We start from the raw sequence: 17,743 nt of genomic DNA, 5'->3' as shown, positions 1-17,743 counted from the left end.
AATTTACATTAGAAGAATCTTCAATGATTCCTTCAAAAGATTCTTCTGCAAAGGATTCAGGGGTTACAAAATTTGCAAATCCCGTAACAGTGGAGCTTAAAAGAATTGCACATAAAAAGACAGTTAGAATTTTTGAACTAATTTCTAATTTTAATTTTGGAATTTCATGTTTCAAAATTACATAAAGAGAAAACAAAAAGATAGGAATCAAAAATATTTTTGTGTCAATTTGAGATAATCCAAAATCAAAATATTGTAAAACTCCGAATAGAGTTATCACTACACCCACTACTAACAATACCGCTACGTGCGCCCCTAGACCCATTTTGCCACTCTTTTAAGGAAATCATGATATTTAATATGATCATCATTTTTTATGAAAAAAATACAAGCACATAACAGTATACAATTATGTCCATACCATAATAATTTCTAAACATACGTTCATTATTTACTGAAAAAATCATATTTTAAGAAAAGATTAAGAAAAGATCGTACAAATGCTAAATAATTTTACCACTACCAAGAATCCTAATTGTAGCAGACTCAGGCTTGAGAATAACTACAATCTGTCCTTTTTTGTAGACAAGTGGTTTCTCAAAAGATAATTTCAAAGGAGAAATTGAAGTGAATTTTGCAGCCTTTATTTGCAATCCAACACAAACAAGACATCCCTGATTCTCAGCAATTTCATTTTTGTAAAAAGGGCTTTTTTGAAAATCAAGTTCAATATCAGTTCCAACATCAAAAACTCCTTCTTCTGAAATAATATCACCACGTCCAACTTCATCAGGTTTTGCACCCTTTACTGCAAGACCAACTCTAGCAGGACAAATAGATTCTTCAACAGGATCATCATGCATTTGAATAGATTTTATCAAAACATCAATTCCAGCAGGATAGAGTTTTAGATTATCATATTGTTTTATTTTGCCATTTGTCACTTTACCTAAAATTACTGTTCCAACACCTTTAACATCAAAACAATGATCAATTACCATTTCAGATTTACCATCACTTGATAGGGGTTCAAGCTTATCCATCTCTTCTTTGATTTTGTCTTGTTCAACTTTTTTGTAATTCTCAACAACAGTTCCTTTAATCATTGCATCAAGTTTTGATTCATCAACATCAAATGTGTGAGACAAGATACCATTTTCTTTTTTTAGGGAATCAAGTGCAATAATTTGCTCACCAGTAAATTTGTCTAATGTGTCAACATGAAAGATTACATATTCAGCTAGATTTATTGCCTGAAATAATGGTTGAATTTTTTCAGGAAATCCGCTCGGAGTAACCCATGTTTTGATAATTTCTGATTCTTTTCTATCATAAAGAGAAAGATCAGTCACAGTTCCTTTTTTTCCAAATTCTGAAGCAATGTCTTGTTTTCCTAAAACTACAAAATTTATTGATTTTACCAATGAAAAAACCTCAATTTTAGGCACTAAAAACCATACTAAATCAAAACTTAAGGAAATGATTTTAAAACTTTGGCATAGTTTGCAAATCTATGGTTTTTAGGCTGTACTTTCTTTTGATGATATTTAGGAATAGTTTTTCCAACGGACCCATTCAAACCCAATGGTCCTAAAACATATTTTTTGGCATTTGCCCACTTGAGAACTTCATCAGTAGGGGCATAGTGATTGATTATTTTTTTGTTGACAATGTTTTGAAGTAATCTTCCATATTTTTTTGAGGAAGGGACATCTTCAGTTATTGATGCACCAAAAAAATATACACTTTCAATGATTCCTACATTTTGTTTCTTTTTTGCAAGATATTCTATAGTACTCAAGATTACTTGAGAGCCAAGTGAATGACCCATTAAACGAATTTTTGTTTTTGGGTTATCTTTTTTGAAATCCTCAATGAATTTACCAAGATTACGTCCATTCTTTTTTGCAATGCTTTGCCCAACTGCAAGTGATTTTTTTGCATGTTTTATTAAATGAGCACCAGTAGTGTTTGAATCATAACTAAACCCAATTACTGGGTAGAGATATCCCAGATTACGTAATCTGTTTTTAGCTAATTTTACTTTGGCCACTGCACCTGCATTATCATTTCTCAAACCATGAATCATGATTGTAAATTCAGGAGTGTCTTTCAAAGATGAAAATGACTTTTTTGGGTATAGATAGTAATTGTTCTTTTTCAAAGTTTTTCCAGTAGAAAGATCATAATATCCTCTAGTTGAAATTCGTGGAATGATTTGTTTCAATTTTATACAAAAATAATTTTGAGTGTATAAAATTCTTGAGGATTTCAAAAATTATGTGAAAATAATAATCTAAGATCGTGTTATTTAGCAAAAATGTTATTTGCTACAAAATTTCTCTGAAAATATTGGATTTTACAGCCTCACTACGATTAATTCATGCTAATTTCTTCTTTGTAGATATTGTAGGATTATCAGATACATCAATGTCTACAAAAACTCAGATTAAAAAAATTGAAACATTAAACAAATGTATTTCTGAATGCCAATCATTTCAATCAGTTCCTAAAGAATCATTATTGTTACTACCTACGGGAGACGGTTGTTGTATCGGATTTTTGCAAGGACCAGAACTTCCATTATTGGTAGCAGTTGAGCTACACCAAAAATTGGCAGCTTACAACAAAGCAAAAATCCCTAGTGAAACAGTTCGTGTAAGAATCGGATTACATAGTGGAAATTGTTTTTTGGTAAATGACTTGCTAGGTCAGAGAAACACGTGGGGTCCAGGAATTATTTATGCACGTAGAGTAATGGATTTTGGAGATGATGGGCATATTCTTCTTTCACCTACGCTAGCTGAAGATTTACGTTCATTATCAGATGAATATAGAGACATTATCAAACCAGTTCACGATGTCGTTCTAAAACATGGAACTACCATGTTACTTTATTCAGCTTATGGAGAAGGTTTTGGAAACAAGAAACATCCTGAAAAAGGAGCATCCGTTAGAAGTAAGTATGGAGAAGAAATTCTCAGACTACAAAAAACTACACTATACCCTTCAATTGATTTAGTTTTGACAGTACAAGATCCTGAAAAAATGATTGTACAACACAAGAGAACATATGAAGTTGCAAACATTTCAAATGAGCCAATAAAAAATGTCTTACATGGAATTGCATTTGACGTAGACATTCCAGACTTTAATGATTTGAATATCAAAGTATATGATGAAAAAAACAGAGAGTGTAAAATTACAAGCATCAATGTAGACAAGCCAGACACTAAGGAGTTCACTACAGAATTCAGTGAGCCCATCATTAAGGACGACAAGGGTAAAAAATACACTCTAGAATATGAGGTTCCAGAACCTGAAAGATATTTTGAAAATGCATTTTTGATTGACTGCCAGAAATTTAACATGTCATTTCACTATCCACTAGATAAAGGAATCAAACGTCCTGAATTATTAGAGATCAATCAAGAAACAGAAGAAAGTACACCATCAAAAGTCACTCCAAAAATTACCAAAGATGGAAACATTGAGAAGGTAAAATGGGAAATCACAGAGATTCCCAAAGGTCGAACTTTTAGAATTGATTGGTAGCCAAATCAACTATCAATCCACATGTCTTTGTGAATGAAATTTTTTGCTGAAGGACTATACTCGCTTAACATTCCATAACCGTTCTTTTTTCCTGAATGTTCATATTCAAAATATAATGCCGTGTGAAGATGAACACTTCCAGAAAGTGCCTTTTGCCATAATTCTGAATCAATAAAAAACCAATAATGTTTCTCCATAGTAGGCATCACTGGACCCAAATCATAAGAGGTAGCATCACCAGACTTTATAGAATCACGAGTTAATGGTTCATTACTCTTAACAAATTTTGCAACAACATAGTTTGCAGGAAGTTCTCCATAGTTTTTTATGGCAATATCAAATTGACAATCATCACCGATTGATTTTTCCATTTTAGTTATTGGTCCAGTAGGTCCTATCCAAGGTCTAAATCTAAATTCAGTTTGGATTCTACTCACTTCCACTTGAGATTCAAATTGTTTGATTGTAAAATACAACAAAATCACCAATGTAATTGTTGCACCAGCAGTTGCTAATTGTGCCCATACCTCAAGTGCTATTTCTGCCACAAAAATCAATGAAACTAATAGTATTCAAATATGATCTTCTAATGTGATAATATGAGACTATTCTTAAGAAAGGCCTAGTTGTTTTTTGTATTTTTCAATATCAGATTCCTCAACCCTGGCAAATAACGGAGAAGCATCACCAAGTGTATGTCCTGAAGAGATGCCCAAATCAGACATATCACTCCAACTTTGTTCATTTACTTTGCCATCCAATGCAAGTTGTTCCCAGATATTTTGTGCAGATTCAGGGATAAACGGAAATGTTGCTATTGCCAAGCTTCTAACGGCATTTACTGAAAGATAAACACAAGTTGAAGTGCCTGGACCTTTCTTCCAAGGCTCCTTATGTTGAAAGTATTGATTAAAGTAAGATGAAAATTCCATGATCTTTTTTAATGCCCTATCAAGATGATTTTGTTCCATCAAAGTACCAACATCAGATGCAAGTGATTTTATTTTTTGTTCTATCTCTAAATCTTTTTCATCAAAATCTTCAGGGTCTGGAATTTTTCCATCAAAGGCTTTTTTGGTAAATCCTAATGCACGATTTACAAAATTTCCAAGATTTCCAATTAACTCAGAATTGATTCTAGTAGTAAAATCATCCCAGTCAAAATTCAAGTCATCTTGAGAATACGGATTAATTGATACAAGATAAAATCGCAAATAGTCTGCAGGGTAATATTCTAAAAATTGTTTTAACCCAATGTACCAATTTCTGCTCTTTGAGATTTTTTTTGCTTGTAGTGTTAAATGACCTCTAGTTGGAATGTAATCAGGTAACTTGTACTCACTGTCAATACCCAATCTCATTGCAGGCAAAAACAGATAGTGATGATACACAATATCTTTTCCAATAAAATGATAAATGTCAGCTGAATTCCAAAATTCTTTTCCATCAATGCCTTTGTCATTTAGAAATTTTAGGGTAGTAGAGATGTATGCCAAGTGATTATCAAACCAGCCATAGAATACCTTGTCTTTTGCACCATCAAGAGGCACTGGAACTCCCCAAGTAATGTCTCGCGTGATATCCCAATCAATTAAACCAGATTTTATCCAATTTTGGACATATTTTTTTACATCTTTTTGCAGATGTTCATTTTCATCTAACCATTTTGAAAGAGAGTCTCTAAAATTTTTGAGTTTGAAAAAGTAATGTGTTGTTTTTTCTTTTGTTGGAGGTTGATTACACAATGAACATTTTGGATCTGTGATTTCTTCAGGTACACGACCACAACTCTCACAAAGATCAGAGTATTGGTCTTCAGCTTTACAGTATGGGCATATTCCTTTAACATATCTGTCGGGTAAGAATTTTTTATCATTATTACAATAGAACTGAATGATTTCTTGTTCATAGATGTGTCCAGCGTCATTGAGTTTTTTGAACACATCTTGAACAAATTTTATATTTTCAGGAGAACTAGTCTTGTAAAAATAATCAAAATCAATGTTAAATGCGCTAAAATCTTCATAATCACGTTTATTCCAATAAGCAACATATTCTGCAGGAGTTTTTCCTTCTTTTTCAGATTGAATCAGAATAGGAGTTCCAAAGTCATCAGACGCACAAACATAGTATGCTTCAACGCCATTTTGTTTTAGAAATCTAGTTGTGACATCTGCAGGTAAGTACGTAGATGCAACATGGCCCAGGTGAATCTCACCGTTTGCATAAGGTAATGCACTAGTAATGATAGCTTTTTTGTTCATTAGATATTCTCAAAAGCAGTATTAGGGTTAAGAAGTTTTACCAGCTGTTTGCATATTTTACTTGCTCAGGAGTAAGTTTGTCAATTTTTACATCCATTGCCTTTAATGCGTCAACTGCAACTTGAGTGTCAATCTCTTCAGGAACATTAATAATTTTATTTTCCATCTTTTGATGATTTTTGAGAATATACATTACAGATAGAATCTGATTTGAAAATGATTGCGCCATTACTTCTGGAGGATGTCCTTCTGCTGCAACCAAATTTGCAAGACGACCTTGTCCAATCAAGTAAACTTTCTTTCCATTTTTGAGAACACATTCATCAAGTGCAGGTCTGACTTCTTTAACAGATTTTGATTTCTTTAGTAAAAATTCACTGTCAATTTCGACATCAAAGTGACCAACATTTCCCATGATTGCACCGTCTTTCATTTTTAGAATGTGTTCTTTTCTAATTACACTAGTCATTCCAGTACAAGTGATAAAAAAGTCACCTAGTTTTGCAGCTTGAGTCATTGGCATTACTTCAAAACCATCCATGTGAGCTTCAAGAGCTTTTACAGGATCAATCTCAGTTACAATTACTTTGGAACCCATTCCATGACACCTTGATGCAACACCGCGTCCAACCCAACCATAACCTACAACCACAACACGTTTTGATGCCATAAGCAAGTTCATGGCACGAAGATATCCATCGATTGTACTTTGACCAGTACCATATCTGTTATCAAACATGTGTTTTGTATATGCTTCATTTACCAGGATTACAGGATATCGTAATTTTCCTTGATTTTCAACTGCTCTAATTCTAGTTACACCAGCAGTAGTCTCCTCAGTTGCGCCAAGAATTTTCATATTCTTAAATCGTTTATCAAAATGAGCTTTGATGTTCATGTCTGCTCCATCATCAGTGAGAATTGTTGGTTTGTGTTTTAGGACTTGGTCAATACACCAATCATACTCTTTTACAGATTGACCATACCATGCATAAACATGAATTCCTTGAGATGCCAAAAATGCGGCTATATTGTCTTGTGTAGTTAATGGATTTCCTCCACAGCATGCAACATTTGCTCCAAGTTCTTTTGCACCCATTAATAGTACAGATGTCTCTTTTGTGATATGGAGACAAAATCCAAGGGTTACACCCTTGAGCGGTTTTGATTTTTTTAATCGATTAATTGTGTTATCTAGAATTTGCATATGTGATCTTGCCCATTCATAGGAGAGTTTACCCTCTTTGATCAGTTTTGGGCTAGACTTTACTTTGCTCAATAAAAAAACCCTTGTTCTCAGATATAAAATCCTATCATGCGAATGTAAATAAATGACAAAGTTGGCAAAAAATCATGGCTTGGAAGAAAATTGCAGAGAAAGGAGAGATTGATGCAGGCAAAGGCAAGGCCTTTAAGATTGACGGAAAACAGATTGCAATTTTTAATCAAGACGGATATCATGCAATAGATGATCTCTGTGTTCATCAAGATGGTTCAATTGCACCAGGTAAGCTTGATGGAGACATTGTAGAGTGTCCACTACACTTTTGGCACTACAACATCAAAACAGGGGAATTGACAGATTATCTCAAAGATGTAAAATTAGAAACATATCCTGTTGAAGCAAGAGATGATGGCATCTACGTAGATGTTTAGAAAATTTAGGCACAATTTTTATTCTCAGTTTTTACAAATCAATCATTGAATCAAGAAATCATTGATGAGATAAAAAATCAAGATTATTCTTCCATTGTAAGTGGGATTGAAAATTTTCTAGAAGAGCAAATAGAAAAAAATCACACCAAAGGACTCATTTTAGGATTGAGTGGGGGAATTGATTCAGCAGTTCTAGCATACATTTGCAAAAGAAAATTTGCAGACAAAACAATAGCCATAGTCATGCCAGATACTGCAATTACACCAAAAACTGAAACAGAAGATGCACTAAAGATGATTTCATTAACTGGAATCCAATACAAGTTAATTGACATCAATCCAATAGTAAATGAGTACTCTATGTACTTGGAACCAAATGAAAGAGCAAAGGGAAATCTTCGTGCAAGGGTCAGAGCTAACATTTTGTATTATTATGCAAATGCCAAAAACTATCTAGTATTAGGATCAAGTGACAAAAGTGAGTATCTAATTGGGTATTTCACAAAGTTTGGAGATGGTGCATCAGACATAACACCAATTGTTTCATTGTACAAACTCCAAGTAAGAGAGATTGCAAAATATTTAGGAGTGCCAGAAAACGTGATTTCAAAAAAGAGCAGTCCCCATTTATGGAAAGACCATGAAGCAGAAAACGAGCTTGGAGTATCATATGAGGAAATAGATTCTATTCTTTACTGTTTATTTGAAAAGAAACTCTCAGCAGAAGAGACTCACAAAGTAACAGGAATTGAGTTTTCTGTAATAGTAAAAATTCAAGAATTAAACAAAAACAGTGAACATAAAAGATTGACAACACAAAAACCAAATAGAGAATAGAAATGAAACTACAAGATACGCTATCAAATTCTGAGCAAGAATTAGATGTATCAAAAAAAGTCAAAATTTACCTTTGTGGAGTAACAGTATATGATGAATCACACATAGGACACGCAAGAACAATCATAGTCTTTGATGTGCTTCGAAGATACCTAGAAGACAAGGGAATAGAGATTGAATTTATTCAAAATTTTACTGATGTAGATGATAAAATTATCAATAAAGCTAAATCAGAAAATACCAGTGCTGAAGAAATCAGTACCAGATACATTAAAAATTATTTTCATGACTTTGATGGCCTAAATGTAAAACATGCAACAAACTATCCAAAGGCAACAGAGCACATTGATGATATTATCAAGTTTATTGAAAAATTAATTAAAAAAGAAATTGCATATGTATCAAAGAATGGGGTGTATTTTGCAGTATCAAAATTCCCAGAATATGGAAAATTATCAAAAAAGAAGATCGATGAGTTAGAGTCAGGCGCAAGAATCGAAGTTGATGAGGCAAAAAACAATCCATTAGATTTTGCAGTATGGAAGTTCTCAGATGTAGGGCCTGTTTGGGATAGCCCATGGGGAAAAGGGAGACCAGGTTGGCATATTGAGTGCTCAGCAATGAGTACAAAGTATCTGGGAGAGAATTTTGATATTCATGGTGGAGGAAGAGATTTGATATTTCCTCATCATGAAAATGAAATTGCACAATCTGAATCATTTACAGGCAATCAGTTTGCAAAAATCTGGATGCATGTAGGAATGGTCACTATTGATGGAGAAAAGATGTCAAAATCTATTGGAAACATAAAGTCAATCAAACATGTATTAGATAACTGGGGACCAAACATCATCAGATTGTTCTGTTTATCTGGGCACTATTCAAAACCAATTGATTATTCAGAAGAATTACTAAAAGAGAATCTAACCAAATGGAGACAATCTGAAACCTGCTACTATGAACTAATTCACGCAAATAGCCAAAATAACGAAAATGTAGCTGAAATTGTTCAAAAATTAGGCTCAGAATTTGATAAAGCATTAGATGATGACTTTAACACACATCTGGCATTATCAGCATTTTTTCAACTAGTCAAAGAAACAAACAGATTATCTGCTGAAGAAAAATTAGGAAAAAAAGATGCAGAAAAAATTAAACCAGAGTTTCAGAGAATGCTCAAAATTTTGGGATTAGTTATTCCAGAAATGACTGATAACATGAAACAAGAAATCGATACCATAATTGAGAACAGAGAAAAGTTCAGACAAGAAAAACAATTCCAACAAGCAGATGAAATTCGTGACAAACTCAATGAGATGAATATTGAGTTAATTGATCATAAAGGAAAAACAATCTGGATGAAAAAAGAAAATATCAAAGCTGAAAAATAAAAAAGAAAAGAATTAAGGATTAACCAGGGTTAATTTTGCCTCAATTCTGTCATAGTATCCGTTTTGATCCATAGCAGGAACATAAAATGTTGCAGAAATTACATCTCCAACACCTGCACTACAATCTGCCACAATGACAGAATGACCCAAAACAGATTCGCCAACACAGCCATAATCAGTAACAGCAATGACCGATACATCTTCAGTAACTAGTGTTGGAACTATATTCCAAGGAGTTAATGTGAGAACTAGTATTACTGAAGTTGCAGCAGCCAAAATCAGTATGAATTTTAGCTGTGGTGTTTTTGTTTGTGTGGTTTGTTGCATTTCTCCTCATTATCATTTAGACGTTATAGAATATAACCAAGAGGAAACTTTATGATCTAGTGCTAACTAATTCAGATTTTACAATTACAGCCTTTTTGTTTTAAAATTTGAATTTGTTTAGAAGGTGAATCAATAAAAAAATCCTGTATTGAATTACCAGTTGCTTTTCGCTTATCAAGTGGGCTTTGGTGAGAATATCCCCTACGAGTCATCTCAGAAACCAGTTCCTCGTGCCTAGAATAAAGAGCTTTTAGTTTTCCTTTCCATCTCAGAGTCTCAGGATGTAACGAGTATCCTTTCTTTTTTTTAGTAATTACAGTCCACATAGCATGAAGTTCTCTATGCTCACCTAACAAATGATTTCTGCACAGTTTACTTGGAGGTATATCCCAAATTCTCATTTTTATGAACTCCAAAATTTTTTACAATGATAGCATTGATTCTTGTGAATTAGCACATCAGAGTTTTTTCTTATTTCTACGGTTCCATAGTCATTAGAACCACAAGTAGGACAGCCCCTATCTCTCATCTAAGATACATCCTTCATTCTTGTTGAATAATCATAATAAAACAGATTTTGAGGGGTGATTTCAATTGCAATCTCATTAGACGAATTTTTTTTCAAATATTTTGATAGTCCAGATTTTTTTTCTCCCAAATATTTTTTCATTAAAATTTGCAGAACATCTTTTCCCATAGTATCAATGATTTTTGCAGAACCATTTCCACGTACACCTTTGTAAGGAAGGGTATCAGCTGCAATTTCAAACCCGCACACAGAATTTTTTTTCAAATATTGAACAATTCTGGCAGACTTTTGGGTGGCACAATAAATTTTTTCATTTATTTGTACAAACCAAAGAGAGATCACATTAGGAATACCATCATTATTTGTATATGCCAATCTAATTGGAATTTTTTGATCAGAGATGGTTCGATTACGATTTCTTTGTTCAAACTTTTGCAAAATTATTCTCCATTTTATTGATTACAGATTTTGTATAACAAAAATCACATGACCAATCTTCATATTTTTTGCCACATCTAAAACAAGAGGATATGATTTGATTCATAACAAAAATTGGTTTTAGAGTATATAACATGAAAAAGAAAATCTTTCTAGTGCCAATATTAGCACTAGTAAAAATTATGGTCACTAGTTAAATATCAGATTTAAAAAAAGACCATGAGTAAAACATGACAGATATAATCTGGGGAAATGGAGTAAATGCAATATCAAATGATACTTTTGTTCTAAATGTAACACACAGAAAAAATGGTAATAGTAAAAATTATTCAGATACTGAAAAGATCAGAATAACTGAAGCAGACATCCCAGGTCTACCACATTCAAGAGTAGATTGGAGTGAAGAATCTCTAAAATCATGCGTAAATGATGCCTTCCTAAAATGTGAAATTAAGCATAGAGAGGATTCAGGCATTTTGTCAGCCAAAGTATCACATTCAGGGGTTGGCGGATACTAATGTGGATGCCAAAACAAGGAAATGTAAATGAAATAACAAGAACAGATTTCCAATCACTTATCCAAGGAGAGATATCAGCTATTATCATCAAAGATTTTTACAAAAAAAGTCAGTGTGATGAAATTTCTCAAAAAATTAACTCAATACAAAAATCAGATTTTAAGAATGGCAATCTAGAACATATCGGACCATTCTTAATGGCACATACAACAAAGAAAGATGAATATTTCGAGTGTGTAAAAAAAGATAAGATAAAAAGGCAACAAGTTTTTTCAAATGAAACAGAACCTACTACCAAAATTTTTAGCATCTTTCAAAAACTATTTCCAGAATATTTTATTTCCACAGCAAAAGAATCAAAAAATGAATTATCTCCATACATCATTAGAATTCACAATAAAGGAAAATCAATCCCAATACACAAAGATAATGTAAAATATGAAGGAAAGGAATATGAATTATCAAAAATTGACAGTCAATTATCATGTATTTTACATCTTCAAGAATCAGAAAAAGGAGGAGAGTTAATAATCTATGACAAAAATTGGAGAAGAAGCGATGAAAAATTTAGAAAGATAGATTTTGGGTATGAACCCGAAATCATATCAAAATCAAATTTTTGTAGAATAACAAATCTAAAAGTAGGGGATTTGGTAATAATCAATCCAAATTATTTTCATCAGGTAACAAAAATCGAAGGAGAATCATCAAGAATTTCTCTAGGAATGTTTGTAGGAATTTTCAAAAAACAACAACAAATTGTGGCGTGGTCGTAATGAAAAAATTTATTTTAATTATTTTTGCACTTGTAATAATTTCAACAAATTATGCATCAGCCCACAAACTCATTAGCCATGATGACAGTCACAGAGATTTTGACTCAGCCTTAGTAATTCCAGATCACATGATTTCATGGGCAATTTATGATGATCTAGGCACAAATGAAGCCAAATTTTACACATTTGAGGCAAAAAAAGGTGACTCATTTTTTGCAAGTATTGTAATTCCAAAAATTCAAGGATTAGAAAACTATGCACCTACAATGGTATTGGTTGGAGAAGATAATTTCATTATTGAGAAAGCAATCTATGAAAAAGGATTTCCAGGAAATGAATTCTATGAGCCATTTGGTCAGGTGACATATTGGGAGAGACAAGAATTAAGAACAGAAATACCACAAGATGGAATTTATTTCATAGTTGTAACAGATGAAAAAAATCAAAGTGGAAAATATAGCTTGGCAGTTGGAGAAATAGAAGATTTTTCAGGAGAAAATATGTTTACATTGTTACCCAAAGCATGGCTGGACACAAAATTATTCGTTAACGATTACTTTTCGATAGTAATTGCTTTTGTGATTATTATTGTATTGTGTAGTATTCCAGCATTTGTTATTTTTAAAAAAAGAAAAAGAAAAATTAAAAGCTTGAGCTAATTTTAAAAAAAATACGCACAAAAAAATTAGTTAGGTCTAATTAGTTACATCTAATTTTCAAGAGGTTTAATAGAATCAAAAACTAAATTAGTCTATGAATGCATGGAATAAATTTTGGAAATGGTATGAAAATAAAATACTTGGAAGTATTATTGTAATTGCAATTATACAATTCATTCAAGTTCCTCATATGATATGGAATGCAGACATCATGTTAGAAGCAGGACTTGTTTCAAGAGTTCACCCTGTAATTGATTGGTTCTTGTATGGGGTAGACTTGATAGAAATAATTTCAATTGTTAATGTTGGAATGATCATGTATAGTCTAATTAAGAAAAGAAAATCTCAAGAGAGAATTACTGCAAAGACAGCATAAGTCTATTCTTTTGCATTCCAGATAACACGTTGTGGGAATGGAATTTCTATTCCAGCATGATCTAATGCTTGTTTTGCAACTTTTAGTAGATTTGGGCCTACCTGATCCCAATCATCTCTTGGATGCCAGACTAGAATTTCGATATTAACACTTGAATCAGCTAGTTCATTTATACGAAAATCAGGTTTGGGCAATGTTAAAACAAATGGCATAGATTTACGGATTTCTTTACCAATCACAGCGATTGCACCGTCAATATCTTCTTTGTAAGCAATCCCAATAATTGCATTAGATCTTCGTGCAGGAGATGTTGAGAGAGAACGAATGTATGAAGTAAAAAAAGATTCATTTGGAACTCTAATAACAGTTCCATCAAATCGTCGAACACGAACTGAAAATGTACTGATATCCAATAAGGTCCCAGATACATCAGTTCCAGGGATTTCAATTTTATCTCCTTGTTTCACAGGTTTTTCTATCATTAAGAAAATTCCTGAAATCAGATTTGAAACAACAGATTGTGTTGCAAAACCAATTACAATACCAAAAATTCCACCTGCAACAACTAATCCAGAGAAATCAAATCCTGTAGTAGAAGTAAAAACTAAAAATGCAATTATGATTATACCAAAATAAAGTAGTTTACCAAAATTTTTTGCTGAATCCTCAGGTAATTTTGGAGCATAATATCTTGTGAAAAGTAGTCGTATGGTTCTTGCAATAAGGACACCTATTCCCATTATAATTCCACCAATAAGTAAAGACAACACAGTTAGTCCACCTGTAATTTCAATCTGATCTAAATTTTGTAAAAATTCAAAAGGCATTAATCTACACCCATGTCCACTCGTTTCAATGTTTCATGTTTTTCATAAGTTGGAGATAAAGCCCAACTAGTTTGTATTGGAGAGGGATCAACATCAACAATTTCAATAGTAAGTTTTTTCTTCAAAACAGCAGTTATCGAATCCATCATAGCTTTTGAATCCTTGTAATAAATAGAATTTTCTGAAACAACAAATACAACTTTCTCAACAGAATAACCTCTTGTTAAGTGATTACTAAGCTCAATTTTCAATACAGCGTTTACAAATGGAATGGAATCTTCATAAGATTCAACTATCTCAGATTTTGAATATTTACATAATGTACCAGATTCTGGAGAACCGTACAAACAAAATCTGGAGTTAATTGGATCACATGTAAAGCAGTCTAAAGAATCCTTTTTCTCATCATGAATAACAAATACGCCTAGTTCAATTGGGCATCTAACAAAAACTGTTGCAGAAGAGCCTTCAGTCAAAAATACAGGATTTTCTAATTCTAAATAGACATAGCTGGTTCTACGGGCAGGAAAATTCAAAGGACGAATAGGAGCTAGTTCAAGAGTGAGAGTTTCGAATTTTACAGGAATCATTCTTTCTATAAAATTATCTTGAGCATCTTTCCTAGCATACGAAAACACATTATGACCAACTTTACGAATTTTGATTTCAGTATTTGGAAAGGTCAGATCTAAAGCATCATCAATTTCATAAAAGCCATATTTTGAAAAGTTAGAATCTTCAACATTCATGTTAGATGTCGTGGAATTATCCATGATTTATGCTCTCGTATTTATCAAATTTAAAAAATATTTAAAAAAATAAAAAGATGTTGGAATTTACTCCAAGTCCAATAAGACACTAGCACTTCCAAACCCCTCACTGATTCTAAAATGATAGGTCAATGAAGGATCATAAAGGAATTGAGTTCCACCATATCCGATGTTGGGACCAAATAACATATTGAATTCCCTAGTATCTCCAGGGTTTATGCTAATTTGACCACTTGTAAAGTCCATGCCAGAATATTTGAAGGAAGTAGTTCCATCCCAAACATCATAATTACATATTTGTGGACTAGTGCAATTCAGCGTAGCAATATCAGAACTTGTATTTTCAGCTAGCATTCTAATAGATAAAATTGCTTGCCCTGTGGGACTTATTTTAAATTCACTTCCCTCAGTTCCAATTCCTTGCCAATAATAGTTAATTGGACCAACTTCAAATTTTTGAGCAGTTTTTTTGTATTCATAAAGCATGATTGCTTTTTTGATTGGTTTTTCACAATCTAATCTCTTGTATGCTTTTGTAATTTCAGAGCATGCTTCTAATTCAGCTTCAAGTGCTGCCAATTCAGAATCATCAATCGTTGAAGTTACAGGGACCATATCATTTGAAGATTCAGTAGTTACTGAAATCAATCCAATTGACATCAAATGTTGAATTGCATTAACAAATTCTCCATCTGAAGTTACTCCATCAGCCCACCAACCTGCATTGTTTTTTACCCAAGCTGGAACGCCCTCAGAAGAAGAGGTTGTTGAAACGGTTGTTGAAGGGACTGTGATTATGCCATCACCAATTAGAAATTCAATTCCGGTTAGGAATTCAGATTCTGAGATGGTTCCATCAGCCCACCAACCTGCATTGTTTTTTACCCAAGCTGGAACTTCTGCATGAGCATAAGAAACAGTTGAAGCAATTATCAGTATTGTTGCGATTGCAGTTATTGCGGTTTTCATTATACCATTTTTTGATTAATCATATATAAGCTAGTGGTAAATGGTTCACTAGTGCCAATAATGATAGATATCTAAAACTAGTGGTAAATGAATTTTAGATTATTCTTCCTTATATGTAAAAAAAAATGATTTTCTAGAGTGAATAAAAAACAAGAATCAACATCAAGATTATCTGAACAAGATGTTAAAGAATATGTTTTAGAAAGATTTGAAGAGGTCAAACAAGGAAAAATTAAAGATCTTGTATCATTTCAAGCCATGAATAAATACATGATTATGGCACACAACCAAAATGAATTAAAAATTTTAGGAAACATAGTTGCCAATCACAAAAAAATTTCATTACCAGATATAATATCAGAATATGAAAAACATCTAAAGATTTCACTTGAAAAATCACCAACCATTAAATCACATTCTAACGTCATAATGCATATTTTTGGTTATTTTTCAAAAAACTTGAGTCAATTAGAAAAAGAACAGTTTTTCAAATTGCTAAATAAATTCAAAGAAGGAAAAATTACAATTAGTAAAATGTTATCTGAAATAAATCCAATTATTTATCGATTCAATCATACATATCTTGCAAGTCAAACGTATTTTTTGTTGTATTCAGACCCACATCCAAATAATTTATTTCAGGTGTTATCACAAAAACAAATTTAGAAAAAATCTGAAAGAGTTTTTTGTTTCATTAGTTTTGATATATTTCCATGAGATAACCATTCAGATTTACTAATACTCATTTTCTCGGATGCCAAATTCAAAGCACGATCAAAATCATTTTCAATGACAGGTTTCTGTTTCATTGCTTCACGAATACCTTCTCTAACCTGCCATACACCTACAGGTATTGCATATTCAGGCCGGATTTCTCTTAAAATTACAACTCCAGATTGAACCTTTTTCATACTTAGATACTCCAACACTCCTAATTTAGCAGCAAAATATGCTCCAGCTATTACAGGAGGATGATCAATACCACGGGCATCTTCATAATCAGAACCAAAACCAAGAATCCCATTAGAATACCAAGCCTCAACCATTTCGTATATCCACCTATGAGGAAATAAAATCACAGAAAAGCGATTTCCCAAATGTTCGTATGAGAAAACTTTACAAGAATCAATAAGCCCATAATTCAAAATTTCATCAGTAAGTGATTTTGAAATAATATCATCAGTAGCAGTTATGCTCCATTTAGTTGGGACAAGTTTTCGTTTTTGCCCAAGCATTCCAATACTAAAACATTTTTGAATTTTTGAAATATCAATTCCAGAATAATATAGATTCATGACAGCATCTTGTGCCTTCAAATCTTTATCATAGTATGCCTTTTCAATGGATTTTACAGAAGAAGTGCCAGAGAATTTAGCAGATTTTATTTCCCCAACAGGTCCAAATGGTGCACTTTCACCATCTAGAGAAATATTAGAAGATACAGATTTTTGAAAAATTAAATCAGAATCAGTCGGTTTTGATGACATTGTAACTTCCTGAAGATTTTCAATGTATCGTCCATCAGTTTTATCAATTGACAATTTTTGGGTACCACGTACCAAATTCAATCTAAAGTTTACAATTTCTTCCAAAGATTTTCCTTTCCACTGTTCAGGACTGTCAAGTAAACTTGTATCTCCATGAATTGGCGGAACCATTGGACCAACAAAGACTTTGGGATAATTATAAGACCCAACAAATACCGAAGGAGGGGTAGTTCCACTGATAGAATCAGAAGAAAACAAATTTCCATATTTTGACAATGTCTCATGCCATTTTGCCAAAATTGATCGACGTATATCCTGAGAGTCAGAAGTCATTGAGTTTCATGCCTGATTTGAGCCTAATAAC

The 17,743-nt window shown here is 32.6% G+C and carries 22 protein-coding genes; 9 read left to right on the top strand and 13 right to left on the bottom strand.

The annotated features are described in order from the left end of the window. The 3 genes from ACX12B_RS06035 to ACX12B_RS06025 all read right to left on the bottom strand — a co-directional run. The coding region (locus ACX12B_RS06035; RefSeq protein WP_459353142.1) for a hypothetical protein at positions 1 to 280 on the bottom strand (280 nt) is incomplete at its 3' end. Positions 281 to 503: 223 nt separating this feature from the next. Beyond that, positions 504 to 1,424: an EF-Tu/IF-2/RF-3 family GTPase gene (locus ACX12B_RS06030; RefSeq protein WP_459353141.1), complete on the bottom strand. Its 921-nt coding sequence runs from the start codon at positions 1,422 to 1,424 to the stop codon at positions 504 to 506. Between the two features lie 47 nt (positions 1,425 to 1,471). Next, the gene (locus tag ACX12B_RS06025; RefSeq protein ID WP_459353140.1) at positions 1,472 to 2,227 is read right to left on the bottom strand and encodes a DUF726 domain-containing protein; all 756 of its coding nucleotides are present in this window, start codon (positions 2,225 to 2,227) and stop codon (positions 1,472 to 1,474) included. A gap of 125 nt (positions 2,228 to 2,352) precedes the next feature. On the opposite strand from ACX12B_RS06025, the gene ACX12B_RS06020 reads away from it, so the two are divergent. Next, positions 2,353 to 3,555: a nucleotidyl cyclase domain-containing protein gene (locus tag ACX12B_RS06020; RefSeq protein WP_459353139.1), complete on the top strand. Its 1,203-nt coding sequence runs from the start codon at positions 2,353 to 2,355 to the stop codon at positions 3,553 to 3,555. Positions 3,556 to 3,560: 5 nt separating this feature from the next. Here the strand turns inward: ACX12B_RS06020 and ACX12B_RS06015 are convergent, their stop codons facing one another. From ACX12B_RS06015 to ACX12B_RS06005, 3 genes are all read right to left on the bottom strand, one after another. After that, positions 3,561 to 4,103 (bottom strand): hypothetical protein, encoded by a 543-nt coding sequence (locus ACX12B_RS06015; RefSeq protein ID WP_459353138.1) that lies wholly within the window; start codon positions 4,101 to 4,103, stop codon positions 3,561 to 3,563. 63 nt (positions 4,104 to 4,166) lie between these two features. Continuing rightward, the gene (gene metG / locus ACX12B_RS06010; protein WP_459353137.1) at positions 4,167 to 5,819 is read right to left on the bottom strand and encodes a methionine--tRNA ligase; all 1,653 of its coding nucleotides are present in this window, start codon (positions 5,817 to 5,819) and stop codon (positions 4,167 to 4,169) included. A gap of 37 nt (positions 5,820 to 5,856) precedes the next feature. Continuing rightward, entirely contained in the window at positions 5,857 to 7,098 is a 1,242-nt protein-coding gene (locus ACX12B_RS06005; protein WP_459353136.1) for an adenosylhomocysteinase, read from the bottom strand. Between the two features lie 74 nt (positions 7,099 to 7,172). Here ACX12B_RS06005 and ACX12B_RS06000 point away from each other — a divergent pair, with 74 nt between their 5' ends. Genes ACX12B_RS06000 through cysS form a run of 3 tightly spaced genes read left to right on the top strand, consistent with a single transcriptional unit; the run spans position 7,173 to position 9,703 of the window. Next, on the top strand, positions 7,173 to 7,475 hold the full coding sequence (locus ACX12B_RS06000) for a Rieske (2Fe-2S) protein (protein ID WP_459353135.1): 303 nt from the start codon (positions 7,173 to 7,175) through the stop codon (positions 7,473 to 7,475). Between the two features lie 45 nt (positions 7,476 to 7,520). Beyond that, the gene (locus ACX12B_RS05995; RefSeq protein WP_459353134.1) at positions 7,521 to 8,312 is read left to right on the top strand and encodes an NAD+ synthase; all 792 of its coding nucleotides are present in this window, start codon (positions 7,521 to 7,523) and stop codon (positions 8,310 to 8,312) included. A 2-nt stretch (positions 8,313 to 8,314) separates the two neighbouring features. Continuing rightward, positions 8,315 to 9,703: a cysteine--tRNA ligase gene (cysS, locus tag ACX12B_RS05990; protein ID WP_459353133.1), complete on the top strand. Its 1,389-nt coding sequence runs from the start codon at positions 8,315 to 8,317 to the stop codon at positions 9,701 to 9,703. Between the two features lie 12 nt (positions 9,704 to 9,715). On the opposite strand, the gene ACX12B_RS05985 is transcribed toward cysS, so the two are convergent. The 3 genes from ACX12B_RS05985 to ACX12B_RS05975 all read right to left on the bottom strand — a co-directional run bounded on the left by ACX12B_RS05985 (position 9,716) and on the right by ACX12B_RS05975 (position 10,997). After that, entirely contained in the window at positions 9,716 to 10,030 is a 315-nt protein-coding gene (locus ACX12B_RS05985) for a hypothetical protein (RefSeq protein ID WP_459353132.1), read from the bottom strand. 71 nt (positions 10,031 to 10,101) lie between these two features. After that, positions 10,102 to 10,431: a pyrimidine dimer DNA glycosylase/endonuclease V gene (locus ACX12B_RS05980; protein ID WP_459353131.1), complete on the bottom strand. Its 330-nt coding sequence runs from the start codon at positions 10,429 to 10,431 to the stop codon at positions 10,102 to 10,104. 128 nt (positions 10,432 to 10,559) lie between these two features. Next, the gene (locus ACX12B_RS05975) at positions 10,560 to 10,997 is read right to left on the bottom strand and encodes a pyridoxamine 5'-phosphate oxidase family protein (RefSeq protein WP_459353130.1); all 438 of its coding nucleotides are present in this window, start codon (positions 10,995 to 10,997) and stop codon (positions 10,560 to 10,562) included. Between the two features lie 230 nt (positions 10,998 to 11,227). On the opposite strand from ACX12B_RS05975, the gene ACX12B_RS05970 reads away from it, so the two are divergent. The 4 genes from ACX12B_RS05970 to ACX12B_RS05955 all read left to right on the top strand — a co-directional run bounded on the left by ACX12B_RS05970 (position 11,228) and on the right by ACX12B_RS05955 (position 13,326). Beyond that, positions 11,228 to 11,515 carry a hypothetical protein gene (locus ACX12B_RS05970; RefSeq protein ID WP_459353129.1) on the top strand — a complete coding sequence of 96 codons (288 nt, stop codon included), beginning with the start codon at positions 11,228 to 11,230 and terminating at the stop codon, positions 11,513 to 11,515. 5 nt (positions 11,516 to 11,520) lie between these two features. Beyond that, positions 11,521 to 12,291 (top strand): 2OG-Fe(II)-dependent halogenase WelO5 family protein, encoded by a 771-nt coding sequence (locus ACX12B_RS05965; RefSeq protein WP_459353128.1) that lies wholly within the window; start codon positions 11,521 to 11,523, stop codon positions 12,289 to 12,291. Next, positions 12,291 to 12,950, top strand: a complete 660-nt coding sequence (locus tag ACX12B_RS05960; protein ID WP_459353127.1) for a hypothetical protein — start codon at positions 12,291 to 12,293, stop codon at positions 12,948 to 12,950. The genes ACX12B_RS05965 and ACX12B_RS05960 overlap by 1 nt, the downstream gene beginning before the upstream one ends. A gap of 94 nt (positions 12,951 to 13,044) precedes the next feature. Beyond that, positions 13,045 to 13,326, top strand: coding sequence for a hypothetical protein (locus ACX12B_RS05955; RefSeq protein ID WP_459353126.1), 282 nt, complete (start codon positions 13,045 to 13,047; stop codon positions 13,324 to 13,326). A 2-nt stretch (positions 13,327 to 13,328) separates the two neighbouring features. Here ACX12B_RS05955 and ACX12B_RS05950 read toward each other — a convergent pair whose 3' ends face one another. The 3 genes from ACX12B_RS05950 to ACX12B_RS05940 form a co-directional block, all read right to left on the bottom strand. Further along, positions 13,329 to 14,153: a mechanosensitive ion channel family protein gene (locus tag ACX12B_RS05950; RefSeq protein ID WP_459353125.1), complete on the bottom strand. Its 825-nt coding sequence runs from the start codon at positions 14,151 to 14,153 to the stop codon at positions 13,329 to 13,331. Further along, a complete protein-coding gene (locus ACX12B_RS05945; RefSeq protein WP_459353124.1) occupies positions 14,153 to 14,926 on the bottom strand; it encodes a DUF432 domain-containing protein in 774 nt (257 codons plus the stop codon). The genes ACX12B_RS05950 and ACX12B_RS05945 overlap by 1 nt, the downstream gene beginning before the upstream one ends. Before the next feature lie 63 nt (positions 14,927 to 14,989). Further along, positions 14,990 to 15,892, bottom strand: coding sequence for a peptidase (locus ACX12B_RS05940; protein WP_459353123.1), 903 nt, complete (start codon positions 15,890 to 15,892; stop codon positions 14,990 to 14,992). Between the two features lie 138 nt (positions 15,893 to 16,030). Here ACX12B_RS05940 and ACX12B_RS05935 point away from each other — a divergent pair, with 138 nt between their 5' ends. Further along, on the top strand, positions 16,031 to 16,558 hold the full coding sequence (locus tag ACX12B_RS05935) for a YbgA family protein (RefSeq protein ID WP_459353122.1): 528 nt from the start codon (positions 16,031 to 16,033) through the stop codon (positions 16,556 to 16,558). On the opposite strand, the gene ACX12B_RS05930 is transcribed toward ACX12B_RS05935, so the two are convergent. Next, on the bottom strand, positions 16,555 to 17,712 hold the full coding sequence (locus tag ACX12B_RS05930) for a hypothetical protein (protein ID WP_459353121.1): 1,158 nt from the start codon (positions 17,710 to 17,712) through the stop codon (positions 16,555 to 16,557). The two genes, ACX12B_RS05935 and ACX12B_RS05930, sit on opposite strands and share 4 nt — an antisense overlap. Positions 17,713 to 17,743: the final 31 nt, after the last annotated feature.

It is taken from the genome of Nitrosopumilus sp. S6, from assembly GCF_054515815.1.
This window is presented reverse-complemented; position numbering and strand designations above follow the sequence as displayed.

Excerpts from the sequence above, each read along its gene's own strand:
- ACX12B_RS05940 (WP_459353123.1), bottom strand. The coding sequence starts at position 15,892 with ATGAAAACCGCAATAACTGCAATCGCAACAATACTGATAATTGCTTCA.
- ACX12B_RS05980 (WP_459353131.1), bottom strand. The coding sequence starts at position 10,431 with ATGAGAATTTGGGATATACCTCCAAGTAAACTGTGCAGAAATCATTTG.
- ACX12B_RS05950 (WP_459353125.1), bottom strand. The coding sequence starts at position 14,153 with ATGCCTTTTGAATTTTTACAAAATTTAGATCAGATTGAAATTACAGGT.
- ACX12B_RS06000 (WP_459353135.1), top strand. The coding sequence starts at position 7,173 with ATGGCTTGGAAGAAAATTGCAGAGAAAGGAGAGATTGATGCAGGCAAA.
- ACX12B_RS05955 (WP_459353126.1), top strand. The coding sequence starts at position 13,045 with ATGAATGCATGGAATAAATTTTGGAAATGGTATGAAAATAAAATACTT.
- metG (WP_459353137.1), bottom strand. The coding sequence starts at position 5,819 with ATGAACAAAAAAGCTATCATTACTAGTGCATTACCTTATGCAAACGGT.
- ACX12B_RS05985 (WP_459353132.1), bottom strand. The coding sequence starts at position 10,030 with ATGCAACAAACCACACAAACAAAAACACCACAGCTAAAATTCATACTG.
- ACX12B_RS05970 (WP_459353129.1), top strand. The coding sequence starts at position 11,228 with ATGACAGATATAATCTGGGGAAATGGAGTAAATGCAATATCAAATGAT.
- ACX12B_RS05965 (WP_459353128.1), top strand. The coding sequence starts at position 11,521 with ATGCCAAAACAAGGAAATGTAAATGAAATAACAAGAACAGATTTCCAA.
- cysS (WP_459353133.1), top strand. The coding sequence starts at position 8,315 with ATGAAACTACAAGATACGCTATCAAATTCTGAGCAAGAATTAGATGTA.
- ACX12B_RS05945 (WP_459353124.1), bottom strand. The coding sequence starts at position 14,926 with ATGGATAATTCCACGACATCTAACATGAATGTTGAAGATTCTAACTTT.
- ACX12B_RS05930 (WP_459353121.1), bottom strand. The coding sequence starts at position 17,712 with ATGACTTCTGACTCTCAGGATATACGTCGATCAATTTTGGCAAAATGG.
- ACX12B_RS05960 (WP_459353127.1), top strand. The coding sequence starts at position 12,291 with ATGAAAAAATTTATTTTAATTATTTTTGCACTTGTAATAATTTCAACA.